Annotated in this window: 19 protein-coding genes; 6 read left to right on the forward strand and 13 right to left on the reverse strand. The window is 48.2% G+C overall.

Going from position 1 to position 24,615, the window contains the following annotated elements; translation table 11 throughout:
* Nucleotides 1-52: 52 nt before the first annotated feature.
* Nucleotides 53-2,302, reverse strand: coding sequence for a DUF4101 domain-containing protein (locus KME11_07565; GenBank protein MBW4515066.1), 2,250 nt, complete (start codon nt 2,300-2,302; stop codon nt 53-55).
* A 794-nt stretch (nt 2,303-3,096) separates the two neighbouring features.
* On the opposite strand from KME11_07565, the gene pdhA reads away from it, so the two are divergent.
* Together pdhA and KME11_07575 are read left to right on the forward strand one after the other, a co-directional pair.
* Nucleotides 3,097-4,128, forward strand: coding sequence for a pyruvate dehydrogenase (acetyl-transferring) E1 component subunit alpha (gene pdhA, locus KME11_07570; protein MBW4515067.1), 1,032 nt, complete (start codon nt 3,097-3,099; stop codon nt 4,126-4,128).
* Nucleotides 4,128-4,385, forward strand: coding sequence for a chlororespiratory reduction protein 7 (locus KME11_07575; protein ID MBW4515068.1), 258 nt, complete (start codon nt 4,128-4,130; stop codon nt 4,383-4,385). Before pdhA ends, KME11_07575 begins: the two co-directional genes overlap by 1 nt.
* Nucleotides 4,386-4,460: 75 nt before the next feature.
* Here KME11_07575 and KME11_07580 read toward each other — a convergent pair whose 3' ends face one another.
* From KME11_07580 to KME11_07615, 8 genes are all read right to left on the reverse strand, one after another.
* Nucleotides 4,461-6,299, reverse strand: a complete 1,839-nt coding sequence (locus KME11_07580; protein MBW4515069.1) for a caspase family protein — start codon at nt 6,297-6,299, stop codon at nt 4,461-4,463.
* Between the two features lie 134 nt (nt 6,300-6,433).
* Nucleotides 6,434-7,648 carry a hypothetical protein gene (locus tag KME11_07585; protein ID MBW4515070.1) on the reverse strand — a complete coding sequence of 405 codons (1,215 nt, stop codon included), beginning with the start codon at nt 7,646-7,648 and terminating at the stop codon, nt 6,434-6,436.
* 83 nt (nt 7,649-7,731) lie between these two features.
* A complete protein-coding gene (locus tag KME11_07590) occupies nt 7,732-8,862 on the reverse strand; it encodes a HetZ-related protein 2 (protein MBW4515071.1) in 1,131 nt (376 codons plus the stop codon).
* A 130-nt stretch (nt 8,863-8,992) separates the two neighbouring features.
* Nucleotides 8,993-9,250 carry a hypothetical protein gene (locus tag KME11_07595; GenBank protein MBW4515072.1) on the reverse strand — a complete coding sequence of 86 codons (258 nt, stop codon included), beginning with the start codon at nt 9,248-9,250 and terminating at the stop codon, nt 8,993-8,995.
* 106 nt (nt 9,251-9,356) lie between these two features.
* Nucleotides 9,357-10,229 carry an S-methyl-5'-thioadenosine phosphorylase gene (locus tag KME11_07600; GenBank protein MBW4515073.1) on the reverse strand — a complete coding sequence of 291 codons (873 nt, stop codon included), beginning with the start codon at nt 10,227-10,229 and terminating at the stop codon, nt 9,357-9,359.
* A 93-nt stretch (nt 10,230-10,322) separates the two neighbouring features.
* On the reverse strand, nt 10,323-11,549 hold the full coding sequence (locus KME11_07605) for an inner-membrane translocator (GenBank protein ID MBW4515074.1): 1,227 nt from the start codon (nt 11,547-11,549) through the stop codon (nt 10,323-10,325).
* Nucleotides 11,550-11,560: 11 nt separating this feature from the next.
* On the reverse strand, nt 11,561-12,370 hold the full coding sequence (locus KME11_07610; GenBank protein ID MBW4515075.1) for an ATP-binding cassette domain-containing protein: 810 nt from the start codon (nt 12,368-12,370) through the stop codon (nt 11,561-11,563).
* A 39-nt stretch (nt 12,371-12,409) separates the two neighbouring features.
* Nucleotides 12,410-13,567 carry a sugar ABC transporter substrate-binding protein gene (locus KME11_07615; GenBank protein ID MBW4515076.1) on the reverse strand — a complete coding sequence of 386 codons (1,158 nt, stop codon included), beginning with the start codon at nt 13,565-13,567 and terminating at the stop codon, nt 12,410-12,412.
* Nucleotides 13,568-14,046: 479 nt separating this feature from the next.
* Between KME11_07615 and KME11_07620 the strand changes: the two genes are divergently transcribed.
* Nucleotides 14,047-15,957, forward strand: a complete 1,911-nt coding sequence (locus KME11_07620; GenBank protein MBW4515077.1) for a primary-amine oxidase — start codon at nt 14,047-14,049, stop codon at nt 15,955-15,957.
* 124 nt (nt 15,958-16,081) lie between these two features.
* On the opposite strand, the gene KME11_07625 is transcribed toward KME11_07620, so the two are convergent.
* The 4 genes from KME11_07625 to KME11_07640 form a co-directional block, all read right to left on the reverse strand.
* Nucleotides 16,082-16,360, reverse strand: a complete 279-nt coding sequence (locus tag KME11_07625; protein MBW4515078.1) for an HU family DNA-binding protein — start codon at nt 16,358-16,360, stop codon at nt 16,082-16,084.
* A 134-nt stretch (nt 16,361-16,494) separates the two neighbouring features.
* Nucleotides 16,495-16,698 carry a hypothetical protein gene (locus KME11_07630; protein ID MBW4515079.1) on the reverse strand — a complete coding sequence of 68 codons (204 nt, stop codon included), beginning with the start codon at nt 16,696-16,698 and terminating at the stop codon, nt 16,495-16,497.
* 198 nt (nt 16,699-16,896) lie between these two features.
* Nucleotides 16,897-17,679 (reverse strand): pantothenate kinase, encoded by a 783-nt coding sequence (locus tag KME11_07635; GenBank protein ID MBW4515080.1) that lies wholly within the window; start codon nt 17,677-17,679, stop codon nt 16,897-16,899.
* Entirely contained in the window at nt 17,676-19,649 is a 1,974-nt protein-coding gene (locus tag KME11_07640; GenBank protein MBW4515081.1) for a tetratricopeptide repeat protein, read from the reverse strand. The genes KME11_07635 and KME11_07640 overlap by 4 nt, the downstream gene beginning before the upstream one ends.
* A 151-nt stretch (nt 19,650-19,800) precedes the next feature.
* On the opposite strand from KME11_07640, the gene KME11_07645 reads away from it, so the two are divergent.
* From KME11_07645 to KME11_07655, 3 genes are all read left to right on the forward strand, one after another.
* A complete protein-coding gene (locus KME11_07645; GenBank protein MBW4515082.1) occupies nt 19,801-20,526 on the forward strand; it encodes a 2-phosphosulfolactate phosphatase family protein in 726 nt (241 codons plus the stop codon).
* Between the two features lie 58 nt (nt 20,527-20,584).
* Nucleotides 20,585-21,508: a GTPase Era gene (era, locus tag KME11_07650; protein ID MBW4515083.1), complete on the forward strand. Its 924-nt coding sequence runs from the start codon at nt 20,585-20,587 to the stop codon at nt 21,506-21,508.
* Nucleotides 21,509-21,822: 314 nt separating this feature from the next.
* Nucleotides 21,823-24,288 (forward strand): GAF domain-containing protein, encoded by a 2,466-nt coding sequence (locus tag KME11_07655; GenBank protein ID MBW4515084.1) that lies wholly within the window; start codon nt 21,823-21,825, stop codon nt 24,286-24,288.
* Nucleotides 24,289-24,615 lie beyond the last annotated feature (327 nt).

Consider the following 24,615-nt stretch of genomic DNA (forward strand, 5'->3'; position numbering starts at 1 on the left):
TTCCAGGGGAGTGAGCATCCTAACGAGTAAGGGCACCACTAAGGCTTTGACCCTACATGGGTTCGATCGCTTGAATCAACCATTGACCGTTCTGCCGAACCAAAGTGTAGCGAATTTGCAAGTTAGCAGGGTTAGAGGCAGTAGGCACAAGCTTGCCATCTGCATAAACCTCTTTCTCTTCAATGACCTTTGCCTCAACGATCGCCTGGTCAGGGTTATCGGGACTGAGTTCTACCGAATCTACGGTGACATCAGAATGCTCGTACTTTAGGTAAGAATTGCCAACCTTCTCTGGATCTGCCCAAGATTGCCATTGGCTCAGTGCCGAACCAACCAGCGCCTTAGGCAACTGATCGGTGGCATGGGTTTCGCCCATGGCGGCTGCTTTAACCGTTAGCCAATTCTTGATCACGGTCAAGGCGCTTCCAGTAGTCAACGGCTCCGAAGCCGATGGAACAGGCTGAGACACCCTGTTGGTAAGAACAGGTTGGAGCTTCTTTAACTCAGGGATCACAGGAGGAGCCGTAGAACTAGAGGCTGCCACTGCTGGCTGAGTCGATCGCCCATTCAGCAGCCAGTTTGTTAAAAACGCCACTAGCAAAACCCCAACCATACTGAGGGCTGCCAAAAACAGGAGGCGATCGAGCCGTGGAGAGCTTGGATTACGCCTCACCCGATCAGTAGGAGGCACGGGGGTAGTGCGTCGTGAGCCATTGTCATCGTTGCCCCGCCCGTTAGCTCGTAACGAAACATCGTTGTTTTCTAAGCGAGTGAATGGCTCACTGGTACTGGATGAAGCGATCGCCAAATCTGTGTTGTCGGTTAATGGGGGTGGCTCGACCAAAGCAGTCTGGGAACTATTGGCAGGATGCCCTGCATACTCTTGTCCCTGCTCTGTTGGCTTCAGTCGAGGCTCAGAAAGGGCTGTCACAGTCGATCGAGGGGAACGATAGGCGGTTTCGCGGCTCCGAATCATGCTAGGACTGGGGGCTGTTTCAGCAATTGAGTCAGGCAGAATTGCAGGCTGCGGTTCGCCCGGTAGCTCTTCTAGATAAGCCTGCACATCCTCATCAGCAAAATATTCTTTGAGGGAAGCTTGTTTTTGGGCTAGATCGAGGAAGTGGGGAAAGACCTCATTTTGTAGCCAGCGCTCGCTGTAAAGACATAGCCCCGGCAGCAGATCGGGCGAACCTTGAGAATGCTCTCGAATAAAGGCGATCGACTCAATTTCTTGACTTAAATCTAGGGCAAGGCTCGCTTCTTCGGTTTGTCCTAAAAGCAGCGCACAAACGGCTTGCTCAAGATGCACATCTTGACGACTACCCAGCCGCGTCAACATTTGCTTAGCACGACGCACCAATCCAGGTTGACGTTGAGCAAAACCACGTGCCAACAGCGCGTAAACCGCCAAATAAGTTGCGACTGCTGAAGGACGACGGGATTCTTTTTCAAATAAGGCGTGCTGTTCTGCCGAGGTGAGATAGCTCCGCAACTGCTGAATGAATCGGAGAAAATCATCCATACTCAGCCCAGACTGGTCATCCCCAGTCCCGTCCATTCCTTCCCGTTCTTCTAACATGTCTGAGAGGAGCATTAACCCCTGCTCACGTTCTGCCTTGTGGTCTTCGGGAAGGGCAACTAGCTCTAAAATGCGGTAAGGACGCAACTTTGATAAATCGGAGTACATTTCGCCGCGAATGTTGGCAAATAGTCCTGCTTGTAGAAGAACATCTTTGCCAGTCGCTAGAGCCTCGGCGGCATTTTCGTACCGTCCTTGTTGCCATTGCTCTCGCCCTAGCTCCAAACAGGCGAGGGCAACGGTCAGGGTAATATCAGCAGCAATGATTTCAGAGTTGCCTGTCTCGTAGGAGTGATTTCCTAAATAGGGTCGTCCTAATTTAATGACTAGCTCATACTCTCCCATTTCCAGCAAAATCAGGAGAGCACCTACCCACTGGTGATCTTGAATTTCAATGCTGGAGGTGTAAAGATCGACAGGCTCTAAAGACGTGGATGTATAGGCTATGCCGTTCTCTAGACCGTCTTCTAGATTTGTCTTTGTTTCATCAGGCAGATCGTAAGACCGAGTTAGAAAGTTTGCGTCGTAGGCTTGGCGCTGAGTCGGGTCAGATAAAACCGCGAAGGCTTCGTCAATCAGTTCCCGTCGAGCAGCGATCGCCGTTTCAGAAAATTCACGCCTAGGCAACTGCAACGTGCGATCGCGGTGAGCCTGCTGCAGCTGTTCAGCCGTCGCCTGAATTGGTAAGCCAAGAATTCGGTAGTAGTCTAGCGGAATTCGCACAATCCCTATCCCCCGCAACAATAAAAAATTAGAAACTAAACCTTTCCAACTATCGCGAACAAGCTTTGGCGGTAGTGGTTGACAATCTTAAAAAACTGAGAAACCCTAGAGTTCGACATGACTACTCAGCATAGACAAAAAACTGGAGGAAATCATACTTACACGTACCGACTGACTTAAAGCTGGCTTTTTTCTGATCTTTAAAGTCTCTCTAAATGCAATTTCACTAGGCTAATTATGCCAAACTAGGCGAGCGATTAAACAGAAACAGTAGCTAACTAACAGAGTATCTCAAGACTTTGCAGATATTTAAGGACGTTTGACAGGGTATTAAATTCCTTTACTATTGTCACTTTTGATCCATTCTAATGCCTGTTTCTTTCCAGCGGTGTTTACTTTTAACATCATAAAATTCTATGCGACAACATCCTCTCTTAAAAAATTAAATTAATTTTCAGGGACTCTTCTAGAACATTGCCAATCTTTAGGAGCAAGATTGATGAGTCATTGACGATGCACCTGACTCCTCGCCTCAAGAAGTCGCTTAAAAGTGACTTAGGCTCATCATTCAAGAGCGCCAAGAAGTAGCGCAAAAGACAATACTGAGTATTGATTTGTTACTCTTACATTCTTTATACGGGGTCACCCGGAAACTCATTCACTTGAACCCTGGCTAGCCTACCTCTATGCTCATAGAAGACAGACTGATTGAATTGCTTTATTAGGCCTTCAGGAAAGTTTACGATCTCTCCCTCATACTTGATTGTTTTGAAGCCCAAGGATACTAAATACCCATGATTCAGGAACGGATAATCCCAGTTTTGCCCTCCATCAACGCCATTACCCGAGAAGAAGGACTGGTCTTGTACAAAGACATGGTTTTGGGGCGTACTTTTGAAGACAAGTGTGCTGAGATGTATTATCGAGGCAAAATGTTCGGGTTTGTCCATCTCTACAATGGTCAAGAAGCCGTTTCGACGGGCGTTATTCAAGCGATGCGCCCTGGTGAAGACTACGTATGCAGCACCTATCGAGATCACGTTCATGCCTTGAGTGCAGGCGTTCCGGCTGGAAATGTGATGGCAGAACTTTTTGGGAAGGCGACTGGGTGTAGTAAGGGTCGGGGTGGCTCGATGCACTTATTTTCGGTCGAACATCGTCTGTTGGGGGGCTACGCCTTCATTGGGGAGGGGATTCCGGTGGCGCTGGGGGCAGCGTTTCAGTCAAAATATCGGCGGGAAGCGTTAGGTGATGAGAGTTCGGATCATGTCACAGCGGCATTTTTTGGGGACGGCACAACCAATAATGGTCAGTTTTTTGAATGCCTGAATATGGCGGCTCTCTGGAAACTGCCAATTTTATTTGTTGTAGAAAATAATAAGTGGGCGATCGGCATGTCCCATGAACGGGCAACTTCGCAGCCTGAAATTTATAAGAAAGCTAGCGTGTTTGGGATGCCTGGGATAGAGGTAGATGGGATGGATGTGCTGGCAGTGCGAACAGTGGCACAGGAGGCTGTAGCCCGTGCCAGAGCAGGCGAAGGGCCCACGCTCATTGAGTGCCTGACCTATCGCTTTCGGGGGCATTCGTTGGCTGATCCGGATGAGATGCGATCGAAGGAAGAGAAGGAGGTATGGTTTGCTCGTGATCCTATTAAAAAGTTGAATGCTCACCTGGTGGAGCATCACCTTGCTGATGCTGATGAACTGAAGGCGATCGATCGCGGCATTCAGCAGGATATTGAGGACGCAGTCAAGTTTGCTCTAGACAGCCCCGAACCTGATCCTAGTGAGCTTTACCGCTTTGTGTTTGCAGAGGACGAGTAATGCCTAACTCCATCATGTATTCTGAGGATGCTTATGTTTTGCTGGAACCGAACCAGCCAGAACAGTTTCTTTCGCCTGCTGAGCTATTGGAACGACTGAAAGCAGTTTTGGCAACTCGTCAAGATGACTTGCCAAGGGACTTGCAAAAGTTCTCTGACCTGGAGGTGCAGGCAAAATATTTGATGGAAACATCCTGCGAACTGGACGTTGAGCCAGGGCAGTATTTGCAGTGGTATGTGGTGCGCTTAGAAAAGTAAGAATTCTAAAAACACTGATCCCCACAACCTCAAAAATTTTGGGGATCACTGCTTAGCTTTTATAAATAAGATGACTTAGAAGTCGGCTGGCTCAGGCGCAAGGGGAACAGGTTCTACTAATCCAAGGTCATTGGTTGGGGCTAGAGCGGGTTCTAAATCCGGCAACGTCTGGTTGCGCCAACCCGCGATCGCTTCTTGCGCATCGGGGTAAACGGGCGTATTAGGCGGTACCATCTCGGCAGCAGCGATCGCTTCATCTAAGTTGCCTTCAGCGGCGCTTGCTAAAGCTATATCTAAAATCGCTTGACCCCATCTCCCGACTGCCTGCTGCGCCTGGTCATGAAGTTCAGGGCGATCGGTAGGAATGAGTCGGGCAGACGCGATCGCCCCATTAAAATTTTCAGCTTTCGCTCGAACTGACAGGTCACCGTGATTACGTCCGGCGCGTCCCTGTGCCATGTCTAAAATGACACGGCTCCAGCGATCGATATCCTGCTGAGCTTCCTCGTAAAAAGGCTGACCCGCCTTGATTTGACGAACTTTCTTGATGCCTTCCACAAAATCAGAAGCTTGGTTTTGTTGAGAAGTCTCTCGCACACGATTAATCATACTGCGAGCTTCGCTGAGCAAACCTCGATGAATCTGCGCCAAAGCCTGGTTGTAGCTGCCCTGACGCTGTGCCGGCGGGATTAGCTCAATTTGTTGCTTCGCCGTTTCAAACTGCTGCGCGTCGATCGCCGTCACCACTGCCGCCAGAGGTGAACCTGCCTCTGCTTTAATGTCAGGTAGATTTGTGGTGTCTAAAAAGCCAGAAGGAAGAGCGCTTTGAGCCTTAGGCGCGACGGGCACAGAGGGTGGCGGCTGAGTTAGAATGCCGCAGTTGCGCAGTAGAACACCAACCAATAAGACTGAGGCAATCATGCCACCCCAAGATAGAAGCTTCTGAATAAAAGGATCACGGGTAGAAACTTCTGGCTCCGTTGAAGCAGGAGTCTGAGGAATCGATCGCTCCTCAAGCGCCTCAAAAGATAAGGGATCAGCAGCAGGTAAACGATGCGGCGATCGCTCCAGCAAGGCGATAGAACTGCCTTGAGGTAAAATCGGCAACTGGGCAGGTTCACTTAAATTGACAAAGTTGGGAACCAAGAGCGGCGTGACTGTTCCTAGCGTGACTGCGGCTTGCTCGGGGACAATCAGCAAGTACTCTTTTTCAGGAGGAATAATGCTCAGGGGCTCCTGACGGGGTCGCCAATGGTGTTCGCTGAGTTGAGGAAGGCGATCTTCCAAGTATTGCTCTAACTGCTCCAACGTGACACAACCTTGATAGCGAATGGCTTCTACAACGGCCGAGGTAAACAAACCTTGCCGCAGCGCCAAGGTTTCGTGAGAAAACTGTTCGGGCAGGCATGATAAGAAGGTGGCAATGCCATATTGTTTGGCTAAAGCAGCGGTTTCTGCCCCCACACCTTCGCCAGTCAAGGCGCTTTGGCTACGGTTAATGTCCAACACCACAATAATGTTGTCGGTTGGGGCGGCATGGAGCAGGCGATAAATTGATTCCATGGGAATGCCCGTCGTTTCTACGTGCAACGGATCGCTATCCACAGGCATCAAGTAATCTCTGCCTTGAAACCGCATACCGTAGCCGCTGAAGAAACACCAGAGCAAGTCACTGGGGCGCAGAATTTGCTGGCAAATTTGGACAATCCGAGCTTGGATATTGCCTCGGCTGGGGTATGCCACATGGTCAGGGGTTAAAGCACTATCGGTCATTAAGAGGCAATGATCTGCTTCAAATCCACCGTCTGTGACCAAAAAGTCGCGGAACAACTGTGCGTCCCTCTGGGCGTAGATCAGCGGCTGGAACGATTGATACTGATTAATGCCAATTGCGATCGCCCAGTAATTTGCCATTCCTCAATCACCCCAAATTTCTTTAACGCAAAGTGCTTTAAAGATAGCTGACGATGCCGCGAGTGGATCAAGTTTCGGCAAGCTCCTTCTTGGCTACCTCATTTTTCTGGTTCTTGATCTCAAATCAGGAGAGATTAAGAGGGATTGACCCAGTCGTTTAAGTCTTGCCCCATGTTTTGCAAAAGTTGGTTAAGGTTAGGCAACACATCAAACCTTGCTCCTGCTAACCCTGACTCAGCCTGAGCGCGATCGCGGATTTCGCTGAGCTTTACCTGGAGTTGCTTAGCAATTCCTAAGGCATCTCTTTCTAGCTTAGAAATTTGCTGCCGCTGATAAAACTTTAGGGCAGCGCCTCGCAAAATTTGCACAGTCGCAGCTTCTCCTGGAGAACTTAGCATAAACTGGAACCGCAGTAATACTCTGCTCCGTTGATAGAGGTATTCAACTTCAACTTGCTCTGTTTTCTGAAGCGGCAGAAGCGGCAGTTGCGCCATCACTTTGAGTTGATCGATCACGGCTTGCAAAGTTGGGAATGTGAGATTTTCCATCACGGATTGCAATACGCCATCTTGGCTCCAGAGAATTCGTCCTTGGAGAGTGCCACATTCAAAGTACAGTCGCCCAATGCCGCTTTCAAGAACGCGGGCAAAAAGCTCTTGCAGCAAATCGTGAGATGGAAGGTTCGCCAGGGTTTCAACAGAGTTAGCGCTGTAGCGGGATTCAATATTGAGCGTTGGTAAAGGTGAAATGAGCGCTGGGGTATCAATACTTTGAGAGACTAGCTCTGGAATCGCGGCGGCAGTAGGGGAAACGGGTGCAGAAAAATTGGGTGCAGAAGGATCAGGTGCAGAAAGATCAAGGGTCTCAATTTCAGAAGGATTGGAATCGTCGAGGAGAAAAGTAAGACGATCGCCCGAATTAATAACTTTTTCTTTTTTAGCGCGAATGCTGGAACGGTAAGGGTTTGGCGTGCGACGGGGTTTTTTGGCGCTGTGGCTAAGATACGTAGTTAGAACAGATTGGTGGGCTTCTGAAGTGATGGGAAGAGACACTAAAGAATAATTGAGATAGGAGATGATGCGGCGGATATACTCGAACGCTACCTCATCTTCGGGGCTAACCATGCCCAGGTTAAGCTGATTGTCGTCTACAAAAAGTGGCAGCACTTGGTAGTAAAGGCACGCCTCGAAGGGCAATATGCCATCTATCAAGACAAACATTTGATCGAGGTTAATGCGATCGCCCAGTTTTTCCCAGGAAAAGCTAGGTGAAGATCCCTGCCGCAGTTGATCTAACAAGCGCTGTTGAACAGGCGCAGAAAATATCGAATCAGCATTCGAGGACGACATGGCAAAACCCGAAATTAACACAGATAAAAGATAGCGTTCCCAAAATTGCCCTCAAAATTGTCCCCAAAAAATTGTCCCTAAGTTTAGGAGGCGCTGCGTAACTCCTGGGCTGCCAAATAGAGCTTGCTCCATTCGCCCATTACCTGGTTTGCCTTAAGGTTATGGTGTTTGGCGATCGCTTGCATCGTTTGTCCTGCTTTGAGGCTATTGAGAAGCTGCTGTTGGAAAGTGTTGAGGGTTGACCAGTACTGCTGCCAGAGGTCGGGGGTTAACCCCAGGCTATGATCTTGTAACGAGGTTCCTAGCCAAACCGCTACCAGTTCCGGCTTGTGCTTGAAGCCAAAGACCCGAATGGCATGGTAGCTAATTTTTTCGCGCAGTCGATACACTTGCTTGATGGGCAGCTTTAAAGCTTGGGCGATCGCTTCTTGGGACTCGCCTTGGAGATGGAGTTGTAGCCACTGCGCTGCCACAGGTTCGACGTGTTCTGCCAAATAGTCCTGAAATTCTTGAGTGACGCTAGTACGGAGGGTTTGCTGCTCCTCAAAAGCTTGAGTTTCCTGATGCTGCATCATCGCCTGCCCATCTAGCAGGTTAACTGGATTCTCGGCATCATCAGGCGCAATTTCGTCAGAGACTAGCCGAATTAGTTCTCCAGTCGGCACATGGGTCATGCCACCCCGCTGACTACGCCGCAGGTAGTTGACGAAGCGAAAGACTAGAAGCGGTTGATTGCGGATGGGACGCAGACAATATTCTTCTAGGCTGGCAAGCATGAGGGCATTGCGGACGCGCGGGTTGGGGGTACATTTGGCGATCCATGCCACCTGCTGACGGATATAGGTATCGCTTTGCATCATCTCTTGAATGACTTCTTGCAAAACATCCATGACTGTACGACGGCGATCGCGGGAGAGCGCCACCCAAGTCCGAATTTTGCTACGGATCAAGAATAAGCTGCTGAGCCGTTGAATCAGCTGACGATAAGCCGATTCTTGCGAAACGCCTAAGTAGCGCTGCTGCAAAATGCGGTAGCGATAGTCCATTGCTTGTCGGGCAATGGTGACTTGTGCAGACGGCAAATCGCCATAGCGCTCCTCGTCCTCACCGATCAACCAAGCAATGATGCTTTCCCGGTCGGTCAATGAGAGTTGCGGACTCTCTGTTTGAATGCGCGATCGCCACTCTTCCTTAAATTCCTCAACCAATGCCATTGAGCAACCAATCCTTCTGCTGTGATTTCCCCTATCTTATATATCCCCTTCGGAATATCCTTCATTAAAGTTTCTCTAAGTTAGGTTCAGAGAGAAATTACCCCTAGGGGTGAGAAGTGGGGATGAGAGATTATCCTTCTTCAAAAGCCGCCACTAGTCGTTTTAGCGCTTCTGATATTTGACCCAGTTCGGTTAAAGCCGCATCATGATTTTCTGCCAAAGTTTGGATAGCATCGCTCAGGGCAAAGATTTGGTAGCCTTGTTGCTGCACCTGCGATGCTAACGCATCTACTTGGGCAGAGAGCTTGTCTACGGTTTCGGTCGTGGTTAGAACCGATTCTCCAATTTGTAAAACAACAGATTCTAGACGACTTGATTCAGCTTCCACTCTGTAAAAACCCTTAATGTAACAGTCTACTCAACATTTCTCCAGAGTACACTCTGCAAGCAGTGTTTATAATCCTGACGGCAGCTTTAATGCTGACCGTGCTCAATTACAAATACTTCCTCAGTAATAGCTCTAGCTTTTCTTTCGTTGCGGCTGGGGCTTTGTCTAGGGGAGTAATGATGGCAGACTTAAGGGCTGAGTGGGCTTCGGAAGAGGGTGGGTTTAGAGTGAGTTGGCGGACGGTTTCGCGGATAATTTGTTGAGCGTTAACCGCGTTTTTCATCAAATTGCCAATCACCATCTCGACAGTAACGTTGTCATGATCAGGGTGCCAGCAGTCGTAGTCGGTGACCATGGCAAGGGTCGCGTAGGCAATTTCGGCTTCGCGGGCAAGCTTGGCTTCGGGCAGATTAGTCATGCCAATAATGGTGGCACCCCAACTGCGGTAGAGGTTGGATTCGGCTTTGGTGGAAAAAGCGGGCCCTTCCATACAAACGTAGGTGCCGCCTTGGTGAAGGGTTAGGTCAGGGAGATTGAGGGTGGCGATCGCGTCACTCAGCACTTTTGCCAAGTGAGGACAAACCGGATCACCAAAGGCGATGTGAGCAATGATCCCCTCGCCAAAGAAAGTAGAGGCGCGATTTTTAGTGCGATCGATGAATTGGTCAGGGATGACCATATCTAAAGGTTTGGCTTCGGCTTTAAGAGAGCCAACCGCAGAAGCAGAAATGATGTACTCTATGCCCAGACTTTTGAGGGCATAAATATTGGCTCGAAAGGGAACTTCTGAAGGGGAAAGACTGTGGTTGCGACCATGGCGGGCTAAAAACGCGACTGAGGTGCCGTCTAGTTCTCCAACGATTAAAGCATCTGAAGGAGCGCCAAACGGCGTATTAATATTTACCTCTTTAACGTCTTTAAGGGCTTCCATTTTGTAGAGTCCGCTGCCGCCAATGATCCCAATTTTGACCTGATCCATAAGTTCGTCCTAAATATCTTTAATCCTGGGACGATCATATCGGGTTAAGGGTATTTCTTTGGGGCAGCGAGGACTAGAAGTCAGGAAACATTCTTATTTTTTGACTTTAGCGAAGCCAGCCCGACGGACGATGGCATCGGCAGTGACGGCAAGAAGAAGAACGCCCCCTTGAACCATATTTTTAATGCCTTGGTCTTGGTTGAGCAGGTCTAGTCCGTTGTCGAGGCTCCCAATCACAAGCGCCCCTAAGATGACTGCCCAGACTGAACCTTTCCCTCCAAACAGGCTGACTCCTCCAATTACGGCGGCGGCGATCGCATTCAACAACAAGGTAGAACTAATTTGGGTCGCAACTGCTGTACTGCGAGAAGTCATCATCACGCCTGCTAAAGCTGCCAGCATAGAAGCCACCATGAAAACAGTCAGCTTCATGCGCACCACGTTAATGCCTGCTCTTCTGGCTGCCTCGGCATTGCCACCGACCGCGTAGAGATGTCTTCCAAAGGTAGTTTTACGAAGAATGAGCCAAGCAACTACTACTAAGCCCAAGGCAATCATGACGGCTTGAGGAACGCCCTGATAAGACTGAAACAGAAAGATTAGAACGACAACGACAGCAGCGGCAGCGAGCAGTTGCAAAACCAGTTGAGTGGGATGTTTGACAGGTAGATTTGCTTGCGATCGCCGTTTTTGGTCATACCAAACGCCTAGCGCGTATAGCCCTAGACATAACAGCGGCAGTCCCCACCCCCAACCCGCAGGTAAGTAAGTTGGTGCTAAAGAACGAATAAATGGATCGCGTACGACTAAAGTAGTCTGCGCTCCCATGACCACTAGCAGTAATCCTGCGTAGCCAATCGAACCTGCCAACGTCACAATGAAAGACGGAACTCGCAGCACTGCGACAAAGAAACCGTTGATTAATCCAATTACTGCCCCAGCAACAAGGGCTGCTAAGATTGCCCAGCCTGCATTCCAGTTTTGATAGACGGAAACGGTTGCCATGATTGCAGAGCAGGCATAAGCAACGGCAGCGAGACTCAGATCAATTTCGCCTAGGAGCAGCACAAGAACAGCGGCAACGCTGAGAATAGCGATCGTCACAATCTGCTGGGTCAGGTTGGACAAGTTACGAGCTTCGAGGAATATACCACTGGTCGTGATTTGAAAATAAATGGTAATCAGCGCTAGGGTCAGGATGACGGGAATGAAGCCAAGATCACCTTGCATGAGCGATCGCAAATCAAACTTTGCCGCAGGTTGCGCGGCGATCGAGGGGTTGGAAGAACGAGGAGTAACATCAGGTTCTAAACTTTTCATAATGGTATTTCTTAAGCCTCAATTTCTTCGGTTTCTGCCCCAGTGATGGCACCCACCACGCGCTCTGGGGTTGTTTGACTGGTTTCAAAGGTACGAATTCTTTTTCCCAAACGCATGACCACAATGCGATCGGTCACTTCAAACACATCGTGTAAGTTGTGAGAAATAACCACAATAGCCAGTCCGCGTTCTTTCAAACGCAAGATTAAATTCAGCACTTGGCGGGTTTGAGCAACTCCCAAAGCGGCGGTCGGTTCGTCGAGTAATACAACCTTAGGCTGGCGCAAAATTGTTTTTGCAACGGCAATGCATTGGCGTTGTCCACCCGACAGTGAAGCAACAGTGGAGCGCACAGAGGGAATTTTGACATCTAGAGTCTTTAAAACCTCAATGGTTTTTTGTTCCATTTCGGTCTCATCTAAAATGCGAAAGAACCCTGGGAAGAGACTGCGATGCGCCTCCCGTCCTAGCCATAAATTGGCAACTACATCTAGATTGTCGCAGAGCGCTAAATCTTGGTAGACGGTTTCAATGCCTAACCGGGTGGAATCTTGAGGGCTGCTAATCGTTACAGGCTGACCATCAATTGAAATTTCGCCACTGTCAGGGACGTAAGCTCCAGACATTGTTTTAACTAGAGTGGATTTTCCTGCCCCGTTATCGCCCACAAGTCCGACTACTTCACCATCGAAAACTTCAAAGTCAACTTGGCTGAGTGCCTGAACGCCACCAAAGCTTTTAGAAATATTCTTAAGCTGTAAACGCGGAGCTTGACTGCTAGTGAAAATGCGATCGGGCAGAGGAGAAGTAATATTTGCCATATTTTTTAAATAGGTTTATTCAAAAGATCAATTCGGCTGTCATAGACAAACGCTGCTTGCTTTAACAGGTAAGCCTTTACAGACTTGTTCCTTCGTTAAAAATCCATCTTTAATGACGGTATCAGCCACGTTCTTCTGATCTACCACGATCGGATTTTCTAGAATTGACGGAATGCTCTTTCCTCCTTGAATCTCTGTTGCACCATTGACTAAAGATTGGGTGTCTTCTCCACGGCTCAAAGCCCGTACTAGCTGAGCGGTTGCCTTTGCCTCTCTAGCAATGGGCTTATAAATGGTCATTCCTTGGTCACCCGACAGGATATTTTGAATTCCAGTCAGCGTGGCATCTTGTCCTGTAACTAGGACTTTACCGTTCAAATTTTGAGCTCGCAGTGCTGCGATAACCGTGTTCGCTAAACCGTCATTCGCAGCATAAGCAATCTGTACATTATTGCTAGTTTTTGTGAGAACACCTTCCATCATCGATTGAGCCCTAGCGCTATCCCAGTTAGGTGTGTACTGGTCAAACACTAGCTTAAGCTCTCCTTTGTCTATTAAAGGTTGTAGCTTGCTGAGTGCACCTTTCCGAAACAGCAGCGCGTTATTATCAGTTTGAGCGCCGTTAATCATCACCAGGTTGGCACCCTTCTCTAATTTCAATGTTCCTGCTGCCAATTGATCGACAATATATTGCCCTTGCAGTTCGCCCACTTTTTCGTTGTTAAAAGAGACGTAGTAAGCTAAGTCAGGGTCTTGGATGAGGCGATCGTAAGCAATCACAGGTACGCCGTTATTTTTCGCTTGCTGAACAATGACAGATGCCTGCTCACTGTCATTGGGACCAACTACCAAAATACAAGCCCCTTTAGTCAAGGCTGCTTCAGCTTGGTTTTGCTGAGTTGTAGCGCTATTATTAGCGTTAAAATACTGAAGAGCGACATCAGGAATTGCTGCCTTAATTTCTTGTTCTAGAAGGGGGCGATCGTATGCTTCGTAGCGAGCTGAAGAATCAGATTCAGGCAATAAAATGCCTACGTTTTTGCATCCTTTTGCAGCAGAGAATTGAGTTGAGCCAGAACTTTGTAGGGCTGAGTCAGTTCTTTCTGTGGAGGATGGGTTGGCAGTGCTGCACGCAGCCAACAACAGCATTCCAACGACTGGGAGCCACTGGCGAAGGGTTGACTTTAGTAGAGACATAAAAGGGTTTTCCTTAATTAATAAATTGAGCAAAAAGCACTTGCCTGTGGCGATAGGCAATGACTTAAAAGCTAGTAATCCTAAGCGCCCGACTTATTAACCAATTGCTTAATTAATAGCGATCGCCTGAGTACAAGGGTATTGAAATACAAGTTTTCTTAACAAGCGTTCAACAGGGGAAAATAACCGACTATATTTTGAGGGTTTGGCTTTCTTTCCACTGTTTCCTTAAGGCATGAGGAGTAAAGGAATTTACTAACTTATAGATATTACTCTTACAGATTTGAATTCATTCTGGGGTTTTGAGGAAACAAAACGTAATTTTTGATACAGAAGATATTGAGACTTAATGGGCTCTTTTCAAAAAAGTAACTGTCTTAAGACATAGTTTTGGATATAGCAACTCTCTAGAAAATTTAGTCCCCTGCTAACATTTACTTACCTAAATAGCTCATCGTAGCCCACTACCCCTCTAACCCATGTTCGCAACTGCTCAGATCACCGTTCAACACCCATTAGAGCCCTTAACAGCAGCAGAAGTTGCCGCAGCCGTGGCGATCGCCCGTGCTTCTCAATCCCTCGGCAATTCTTTTCGCTTCCCTTGTGTAACTTTGCACGAGCCTACCAAATCAGCCGTTTTAGATTTTCAAAAGGGCGATCGCATCCTCCGTGAAGCGTTTTTAATTTTGTTAGATAATGCGACTGGCAACACCTACGAAGCTATCATTTCTTTGACCGAAAAAACGCTGGTTTCCTGGAAGCATATTCCCAATGTTCAACCCAATATCATGGCCGATGAGTTAGTTGAGTGTGAAGCCGCAGTTAAAGCCCATCCTGATTTTTTGGCGGCTTTAGTAAAGCGAGGCATTACTAATTTAGATCTAGTGGTCGTTGATCCTTGGGCGATCGGTAATTTTGGTTTTGCCAATGAGGTCGGTATCCGCCTTTCTCGCGCTATTTGCTATCTGCGATCGGTTCCTGATGGCAACTTCTATTCTCGCCCAATTGATGGCTTAGTGCCTGTCGTAGACCTTAATAAAATGCAGGTATTATCCATCGAAGATATCGGTATTGTGCCAGTGCCTCCTGAACCCGGCGAGTATGCTACTCGGTTTACTCCCAAGCTGCGCACTGATATTAAACCCCTCACCATTACTCAACCTGAGGGGACTAGCTTCGAGGTTGAAGGTCACCACATTCGCTGGCAGAAATGGGACTTTCGCATTGGTTTTACTCCCCGCGAGGGTCTGGTACTGTACAACGTCAGTTACGAAGATCAAGGCAAACTCCGTTCTATTCTCTATCGAGCTTCTTTGTCTGAAATGGTCGTACCCTACGGTGATCCGCGTCCCCAGCATTTTCGCAAAAATGCCTTTGATCTGGGTGAACATGGCGTCGGAATGCTGGCAAATTCTCTAAAGTTAGGATGCGATTGTTTGGGTGAAATTTATTACTTTGATGCAGCATTAACGGACAGCCGAGGAAACGTTTCAATCACACAGAATGCTGTTTGTTTACACGAAGAGGATTATGGCATTTTATGGAAACATACAGACTGGCGATTAGATGAAGCTGAAGTGAGGCGATCGCGCCGTTTAGCTATTTCTTTTATCGCCACAGTAGATAACTACGAGTACGGTTTTTTCTGGTACTTTTACCAGGATGGAAACATCCAATACGAAGTTAAATTAACGGGAAATCTTCTCTGTGGTGCATTGGGCAACATGGGTAAATATGGCACATTAGTTGCCCCAGAACTCAACGCCATCAATCACCAACACTTCTTCAGTATGCGGCTAGATTTTGACTTAGAAGGGACGGCTAACTCAGTCTACGAAGTCAACACAGAAGCCGAGCCAATGGGCGAAAATAACCCCTACGGCAACGCTTTCTATGCTCAGCCTACGCTTCTTAGCACAGAGCGATCGGCTCAGCGCCTGATCGATCCTTTCAAAGCGCGTTACTGGAAAGTGGTCAACGATTCTGTTCATAATCGTTTGGGTCAGCCCGTGGGCTACAAAATTATTCCAGGCGATAATGCTATTCCTTACGCTCATCCTGACTCAGCCATTCTCAAACGGGCTGGCTTCATGACCAAGCACCTCTGGGTGACACCCTACGCTGCTAATGAACTATACGCTGCCGGAGCTTACCCTAACCAGCATCTTGGCGGTGAAGGGTTACCTCAGTGGACACAGGCAGATCGTTCTATTGAGAACACTGATATCGTGATGTGGTACACGTTTGGACACCACCATATTCCACGTCCGGAGGATTATCCAGTGATGTCCACTGCCTATTCTGGGTTTATGTTAAAACCCGTGGGGTTCTTCGATGCAAGCCCAGCGATGGATGTGCCGCCCTCTGCCCCGAAAGACAATTGTCACTAACTTGAGCGGCAGGAAGCTTTAGCGAGTAGTTTAACTTTAGCAAGGTTCAAAGGAAACGATCGGCGCGATCGCCCTCTCCCAGTCTTGCTCTTAAAGGCTGGGAGAGAGTTCAAAACAGATGATTCTAGGCGGTTACTTTTTCCTTAAATAACTTTCCTGCTGAGAATGCTGGAACTCTTGTTGCTGGAATTGTCATCTCTTCTCCGGTTCTAGGATTGCGTCCAGAGCGCTCCTGACGCTCTCGTGGCTCAAAAGAACCAAATCCAACCAGTGTTACTTTGTCGCCTGCTGCAACGGCTTGCTCAATGCTTTCTAAGGCAGCAGATAGCACTGCATCGATCTCTTTCTTAGTTGCGCCTTCTACTTTTGTGGCAATTGCATCCACGAGTTCAGCTTTGTTCATAGTTACCGTCACATGAAAGGGTTGTTAGGTATCGTAGTGCAACTGTTCAGCGTTGATCCCTACCGCTTAAAAATCTTTAACGTATGGCGATCGAGATGTTTAATCTCAGAAATTGAAATATCCAGATAAAAAGTTCAAGAGAACCAGTTTTCAATCTGGAGATTTTGGAAGTCGGCATAGTCCTTAACGTTGTTTGTCACCACAATAAGATTATTCACTTGGGCAACAGCCGCAATTTGTCCATCAGCATAGGCAGGAGTTTTGCCGATCGCCGATAACCTAGCTCTCTCTTGAGCAAACCACTCCGCCGCCGCCGCAGCATAGGGCAACAAAGGCATCTTAGCTCGTACCTCCTCCCGCAAATAGGCTTCAAGAATTTCTCACTTACTTCAGTCAAACGTACGAGTGATTTTTGCAAAGTTGGGTAAAAGTAAGCTTTGAAGCCATACTATTATGGTTTCTCAAAAACTGCTTCACCTTAATCACCATCATTTAGTTACTATTATTTGCTGCGGAATTGATTGTTGCAGAATTGATCAAATCGCTTGCATCCCCCAAAAAATTAAATTTGGCTCTACCCTTATTCGAGTTGCCAAGTCTGAAAACTGAGTTTGCAAATGTTGAAACAACACATCCCGATCGCCTCCTGTCAACGCGATCGCCCCTCCAGGAAAACGTTCTAGCCACGCCTCGCCATAATCTCGAATACTCGCTAACAGCGTATAGATAATTCCGCTCTGAATTGAATCTGGTGTATTCATTGCCCAACGGCTGGGTAAAACGGTAATACAAGAATTGACCACTGGTAAAGCCGCAGTATTTTGAGCAAGCGATCGCAATTGCGTATGCAATCCGGCAACAATTGCGCCTCCAAAAAACTGCGCCTGATCATCCATCGCTGTAAACGTCAGGGCTGTCCCCGCATCAATTACCAGAACCGGAAACCCCAACGTTTTAGAAGCCCCTAGTAAAGCAAGAGCGCGATCGATTCCTAGCGATGGATAAATCCCTCCAATCGGCACTTGCCCCAACTCAAGAACTTGCACGCGGGGGTAACCTTGCCACAGTGCTGTTTGAGAGGGAACTACTGAAGCAATTCGCAATGGCAATTCGAGATGGGTCAGGGGAAAGAGATCAGAAGCTTCATTAAATAACTTGGAGAGATGGGAGTTTGGAGTAAATAGAGAAGCGATCGCCTCGGGCGTTAAATGGGCAATATCCCAGGTTTGGTGGAGGGTAGAGTTGAGAAACCAAGCCCAATGTAGGCGAGAGTTGCCAATCATTAATGCCAGCCAAGATTGGGTGGGTGCCGCCTTCATGGGTTCGTCCAGTTACGAGCTAATGCCAGCGAGCGATAGGGATTTTCGCCCGCTAAGAGCGATCGCCAGTATTGCGCTGGCTCTTTTGAAGCGCCCATCACCACCCACATATCTAGCCAAGATCGAGCCGCATCATAATTCTTTTGCGCTACCAAAAGTTCTAGGTAGATATCGCAGAAGGCATTAAATTCGCTGTAGTGGAAGCGATCGCGGCTAACTAAGGGCTGCAAGAGAGCTTCCGCTTCGGCAAGTTCACCCTGCTTAAGATGAGAACGGGCGATCGCAATTCGGGCAAAGGCGTAGTCTGGATCTTGCTGGTGCAATGATTGAACAATCGCCAGTGCCTCCGCTGGCTTGCCTTGTCGCTCGTAGGCGGTTGCCAGGTTGTAGCCTAAGTCTAGGGCGGTTGGCTCTAGTTTAAGAGCTTGTTTCAAGGGATACTCAGCTTTTGCCCAGTTACCTTCCTTAAGAGCCGCGATCGCCTGTCGGGTCAGTTTGTCCACCTCTGGCGAGTGATTGTGTGCCACTTCCTCATGTAGCTCATAGCCCAATAGCTTCACCTCTCGCCATTCTCCTGCCATCCACAGCCGCATTTCTGAGTCGCGGAATTTGCGGGCAACGACTTGGGCTGCCTGTTGGCGCATACTGTCTGAGCCAGATTGACTCAGGGCAAAATTCTTCAAGATTTGATGCATTTCGGGAGTGTCCGTCATGAGGGCTAAATTCAGGGCAAGCTGACGACCCGCACCATCGCCTTGATCTAACAACATTGGAATCAGCGTTTTCACTTCTGGATGGTTTTGAAGGTACTGCTGAATCGCTTCGCGCAAGTCGTCTTCGTCGTCTGACTGAGCCGCCTCTTGGAGTAAAAATATATCATCTGACGCTTGAGGACTAATCCAGTAGTTGAGTGGAAATGACCAGGGGCTTTGGCGCTGGCTAATAGATTTTTGTAAGTCGGCAAGGTTATCTTCGGCTAAGTCGAAGTCTGGCGCAACTTCTAATGCCTTTTGCCAATATTCTCGCGCCTGCCTTTCGCGACCTAACCGCAAAGTTGCCACTGCTGCTAAGTGATAAAGCAAGGGCGGTAGCGATGCCTCACTGATGGCTTCTGCCTGATGAAAAACTTCTAATATGCCCGGATAATCGCCCAGAAAACTGAGCGCCTCTGCTTGCTTTTGCCAGATATCGGGCTGGTCGGAGGAGATGGCTTTGAGCCGGGTGACGGTTTGTTGTGCCAAGTCGCCACATCCACTTAAGCGTTGGTAGCGAGCTAAGTTAGATAAGGCGTGAGCGTTTTCAGGATCAGCCTCTAAAACAGAATTGGCGATCGCGATCGCTTCCTCCCAGTTGCCATCCATCGCCACCATTAAACTGAGATTATTGCGGGCTGGTAAATAGTTAGGATGAATCTGCAAAAGCTGTTCCGAGACTTGTCGCCCCGCCTCCATATCTCCATCCGCCATGTGTAGCTGCGCCAACTCGTGCAATGCCGCTACCTCTAGTCCCTGTTCTGGGGTTAAAGATTCACCTAAGTGCAGTTCGGCAATGACTCGCTCGCTCACTTCTTCCAGCTTCGTAACCGCATCCCGAATTTCTGCCGCTTTGGGATGGTTGGGCGATCGCTCTAGAAACTTCTGAAAGGCTTGCAGAGCCAAAGTTGTCCGAGCGCCCGCCATGTACGCCCCGCCTAAGGCAAGCATGAGTCCAGCATCATCGGGCTTAAGATGGCTTAACCGACGGCAAATGATTTGGTATTCTGTAAAATCTTGAATTTGGTAAGTAAGTGCTGCCAGCAGCCTTAGTACTTCTTCTTGATCGGGGTGTTGCTCATCAAGCGCTTCTAAAATATCTCTTGCCTGTGCCCACTGCCCTTTCCGCATCAAGGCTTCGGCTTTACCAAGGTTACTGGTCAGAGTGGCTGTACCAAAGCCACGCAGTTGCCGATCGCGCTTTATTTTCTTTGCCATGATTGGAAGTCCTCAGCGATGATTGGGAACGGGTAGGCGCTGACTGGGTCGCCATCACTGCATACCATTGGGAATAGTAACATTCTCAATTACTCTCCTGCTCACCATTCGCCATAAGATAGAAGCTTGTTGCGCTTAGGCAAACCCACTTGTGAAAATTTCCGTATTCCATACTCCCGAACTGACTCCGACTGGCGCGATGCCAGATTGTGCGATCGCCATCGACGTTCTTCGTGCCACCACGACAATGGCAACAGCATTGCAATCTGGGGCTGAAGCAGTGCAAGTGTTTAGCGACCTGGATCAACTGATGAAAGTTAGCGAAAAATGGTCGCCCGACAAGCGCCTCCGGGCTGGAGAACGGGGTGGCGGAACGGTCGCTGGCTGCGATTTAGGCAATTCGCCATTAGCCTGCACGCCTGAATTAATGATGGGTAAACGCTTGTTCATCAGCACCACGAATGGCACCCGTTGTTTGGAGCGCATTCAAGGAGCCAAGACCGTGTTGGCAGCGGCGCTAATTAACCGCTCTGCCGTTGTTGATTATTTATTAGAACATCAGCCAGAAACGGTTTGGATCGTTGGCTCTGGTTGGGAGGGGGCTTATTCATTAGAGGATACGGTTTGTGCCGGAGCGATCGTCCATAGCCTCAAAGCACAACATGCTGAGGTTGTAGAAGGCAATGATGAAGTAGTAGCGGCGATCGCGCTTTACACGCAATGGCACGATAAATTGCTAGAGCTAATCCACCATGCGAGCCATGGTCAACGCCTGCTGCGATTAAACTGTCTGGAAGATTTGAAATATTGCACCCAAACCGACATCTTAGAGGCGCTACCCATTCAGAAAGAACCGGGAGTTTTAATTAAATATTAAGATTAAAAAATAAAGCATTCATGCAGGTAGTTAAATGACGGGTGTACCTTTAGATTTGATGGCAGGAAACTTAATCCCGGTTGCGCCACCGGGGTTCAAATCGGGGTTTGTCGGAATCATTGGTCGTCCCAACGTCGGCAAGTCTACCCTCATGAATCATTTGATTGGGCAGAAGATTGCGATTACTTCCCCCATCCCCCAAACAACTCGCAACCGCCTACGCGGAATTTTGACCCAGCCAGAAGCACAGATCATTTTTGTCGATACTCCCGGCATCCACAAGCCTCACCATCAATTAGGTCAAGTCTTAGTTAAGAACGCTTGCCTCGCTATTGAATCAGTAGATGTGGTGCTGTTCGTGGTCGATGGCACAGCCGATCTGGGCGGCGGCGATCGCTTCATTGCCGAACTTTTGACCCGCACTCAAGCTCCCGTCATTTTGGGCATCAACAAAGCCGACCTCCAGCCCGCTGCTTGCTTGGGCATTGATGAAACCTATACTCAGCTTGCCGCCGAGCGGAGTTGGTCAACCGTTAAGTTTTCTGCCCTAACTGGAAATGGACTCGATGACCTGCAAACCCAGCTTGTAGCCGCCCTAGAGCCGGGGCCCTACTACTATCCTCCTGACTTAGTGACCGATCAGCCTGAACGGTTTATTATGGGCGAACTGATTCGAGAGCAGATTCTGATGATGACGCGAGAAGAAGTGCCTCACTCTGTGGCGATCGCTGTAGATGTTGTTGAAGAAGAACCCACCATCACTCGCATTCTCGCCACTATCCACGTTGAGCGCGACTCTCAAAAAGGCATCTTGATTGGCAAAGGTGGAAAAATGCTGAAGGAAATTGGCACGGCTGCCCGTCAACAAATCCAAAAGCTTGTCATGGGGAAGGTTTACCTAGAGCTATTTGTTAAAGTTCAACCTAAATGGCGGCAATCTCGGACTCAGTTGGCGGCACTAGGCTATCGGGTTGAGGGCTAAAGGAGCGTTAGGGAAAACGACTTTCACTCAAGATTCCGCATATTTACGGTTGATTCATCAAATCTTACTGCTTAGACGGCTCACTCATCCGTGAAGAGTTCTATTTCACCTCATGACTCTCCGTAAAAACGCGATTTCACTAATCCGCATAACTTGGCACAATAATACCTAACAGAGCATCCTTTGAATTCTCGCAGCGTAGAGTCGGTGATCGTTAATATATAGTTTTTTGTTTTATAGTTTCACAACTTATGGTCTTTTGCTTAGCCCTTAGTTAGGTTTGGCTTGAATAATTTCCATTTAGGACTAGACCCATGAGCCTCTTTCCCCCTTCGAGGCAAGATTACTATGAATCGTCGTTGCCCTCTTCGGAGTTGCCCCCTTCAGACAGTTCAGACAGTTCAGACAGCCCGATCTCAATTCGTCCGCTCATGCATCTTGCCAAGACCTCGCCTAAGCGGAATATTATGCCTGTCCAATCTGACCTGCGGCAGACTAAATCGGCAGTTTCTTCAAAAAATGTGGCGGAATCACTTTGTTTTACACTAGATGCTGCTGGGATGATCTTGTCGGTTAGTCTATCCGGAGCGATCGCATTAGGCTACCCCATCGAATTGCTGATTGATAGTGCCCTCATTGATTTAGTCCATCCTCTCGATCGCCAGCGCTGGCAACAGGAATGTCAAGCTGTTGCCGTTAATTTTATTCAACCCTACCCTAGTCCGTTTCGCTTTCTACGGCAAGACGGCAGCAGCCTTGAGCAAACTATGACTGCTCAGATGCTCCAGGGAGCTAGGGAACAGACGGTGCTATGGATGGGAGCTAGCGTGCAGGCGGATTTAGCCATGGGTCAACAGGAGCAAGCTGTAGCAGTTCTGCGGCTGCAAGCAGAATGGAAACGACTCATGCGAGCGATCGCCCTGCCCGTTCGTCAATCTCTGCCCCTCAAGCAAGTCCTCAAAGCCACTGCTACCGAAGTGCAGCGCATTCTAGAAGCCGATCGAGTATTCATTTACCTGTTTCATCCCAACACCGCAGGCAATATTACGATTGAGATCCTCAAACCAGGTTGCTTGAGCATTCGACACTATCCTCATGCAGCAGCAATCTGCTACCAAAAAAGTCGCTTACTCAAGCACCTCGATCAAGTTCAAGCAACCCCTGATCAAGAGCCATGCAGCCCGCAATGGCTTAATTCTATTCATCAATTAGGCGCAAAATCTGAAGTAGTAGTGCCGATCTTAATTCAGCATAATAACCTTCTTCAGCATAGCAGCCTGATTCGGAACAATAGCTTAGGCGATAAATTGACCTCCCAGCCCGATCAACTCTGGGGTTTGGTGGTGGTGCATCAGTGCGAGGAGCAGCGGTATTGGCAAGATTGGGAACTGGAGTTGTTAAATCAACTCGTTACTCACTTAGGAATTGTAGTGCAGCAGGCAGAATTGAATCAGCGCAACCAACGCTGGAATGCTAACCTAGAGCGACAAATTCGAGCCAGAACATCGCAACTACAACTGGCGTACAACTTTGAAGCTACTCTCAAGCGGATTACCGACGAAGTACGCGATAGCTTAGAAGAAGACCAAATTTTGCAAGCAGCATTGCAAGAGGTGGCAAAAGCAATTGGCGTTAACTGCTGTAATGCCTCACTTTATGATCTGGAAATGCAGACCTCTACCGTTCATTATGAGTACACCAATATTCTCTCGCCATACCAAGGCAGAGTGGTGCAAATGAACGCTTTTCCCGAGGTTTATTCTCAGCTTGTGCATGGGCAGGCATTTCAATTTTGTTCATTGACACCTAACCCCGATCGCGGTCGGGTGGTGATGTTGACTTGCCCGATGATGGACGACCAGGGCGTGTTAGGTGATTTATGGTTGATCAATCATCCCAGCTATATTTTTACAGAGCAGGATATTCGGTTAGTGCAACAGGTTGCCAACCAATGCGCGATCGCCATTCGCCAAGCTCGGCTGTTTCAAGCTGCCCAAGCCCAAGTCAAAGAACTCGAACGCCTCAACCAACTCAAAGACGATTTTCTCAGCACCGTTTCCCACGAGCTTCGCACTCCCATGACCAACATCAAACTAGCCATTCAAATGCTAGAAGTGGTGTTAAAACAAACGGGCGTGCTTGAAGACACCACCCAGCGGGCAAATAAATACTTCAGCATTTTGCAAAGCGAGTGCCGCCGTGAAATTGGTTTGATTAATGATCTCCTCGATCTATCCCGTCTAGAATCAGGTTCAGAATCATTAGACCTTGCTAGCATTGACCTCTTCACCTGGATTCCTTCTATTACCCAGGCGTTCGTAGAACGCGCCCATAACCATCAGCAACATTTACTGCTTAACCTGGAACCAACTCTTCCTACAATTACCAGCGATCGCTCTCATCTTGAAAGAATTTTAAGTGAGTTATTGCAAAACGCCTGTAAATACACACCTGCTGGAGAAACCATTATCGTTTCAGCACAGGTACACGATACTGAAGAACAAGAAGATGAATTACCTGTAGGCAAACTAAGGCAGAAAATTATCTCGTTCAGCGTTTGCAACACGGGCGTTGAAATTCCTCCTGAAGAACTATCACGAATTTTTGAGAAGTTCTATCGCATTCCAAACAACGACCCATGGCAGCACGGTGGTACGGGGCTGGGGCTTGCTCTAGCGACTAAGCTAACTGCCCATTTGGGCGGCTCTTTGAAAGTGTCGAGTACTCCGGGTCAAACCTGCTTTAAAGTAGAATTTTTAGCTGACTTCGGTTCTTCCTAATCTGTTTAATATTTTCATAAAAGTAAGACTATTCAATGCATCGCTTTATTAGCGTTAGCATTAAAACTCTTTACCTTTTTTATGAAACGATCCATTACTAAATGATTAAGCTGGTGTTCAAAGTTTGTTGCTACTTTAGTGCAAACTTAGAGCCTTTCTGGTCGCTCCGCAAAATTACTACTCAGCCAACTCTCGACCAACGTCTAATAACCACAAGCCTTTCGGCTCTTTAAGCTAGACACAACAGAAAAATGCTTGCCCCGTGTCAATGGGCTAAATGAGTCCATTGCTCAGCGTTAGATCTCGCTTCTCAAACTCCTGCCCCCA

The sequence above is a fragment of the Timaviella obliquedivisa GSE-PSE-MK23-08B genome (assembly GCA_019358855.1).
GTDB classification, from domain to species: Bacteria; Cyanobacteriota; Cyanobacteriia; order Elainellales; family Elainellaceae; genus Timaviella; species Timaviella obliquedivisa.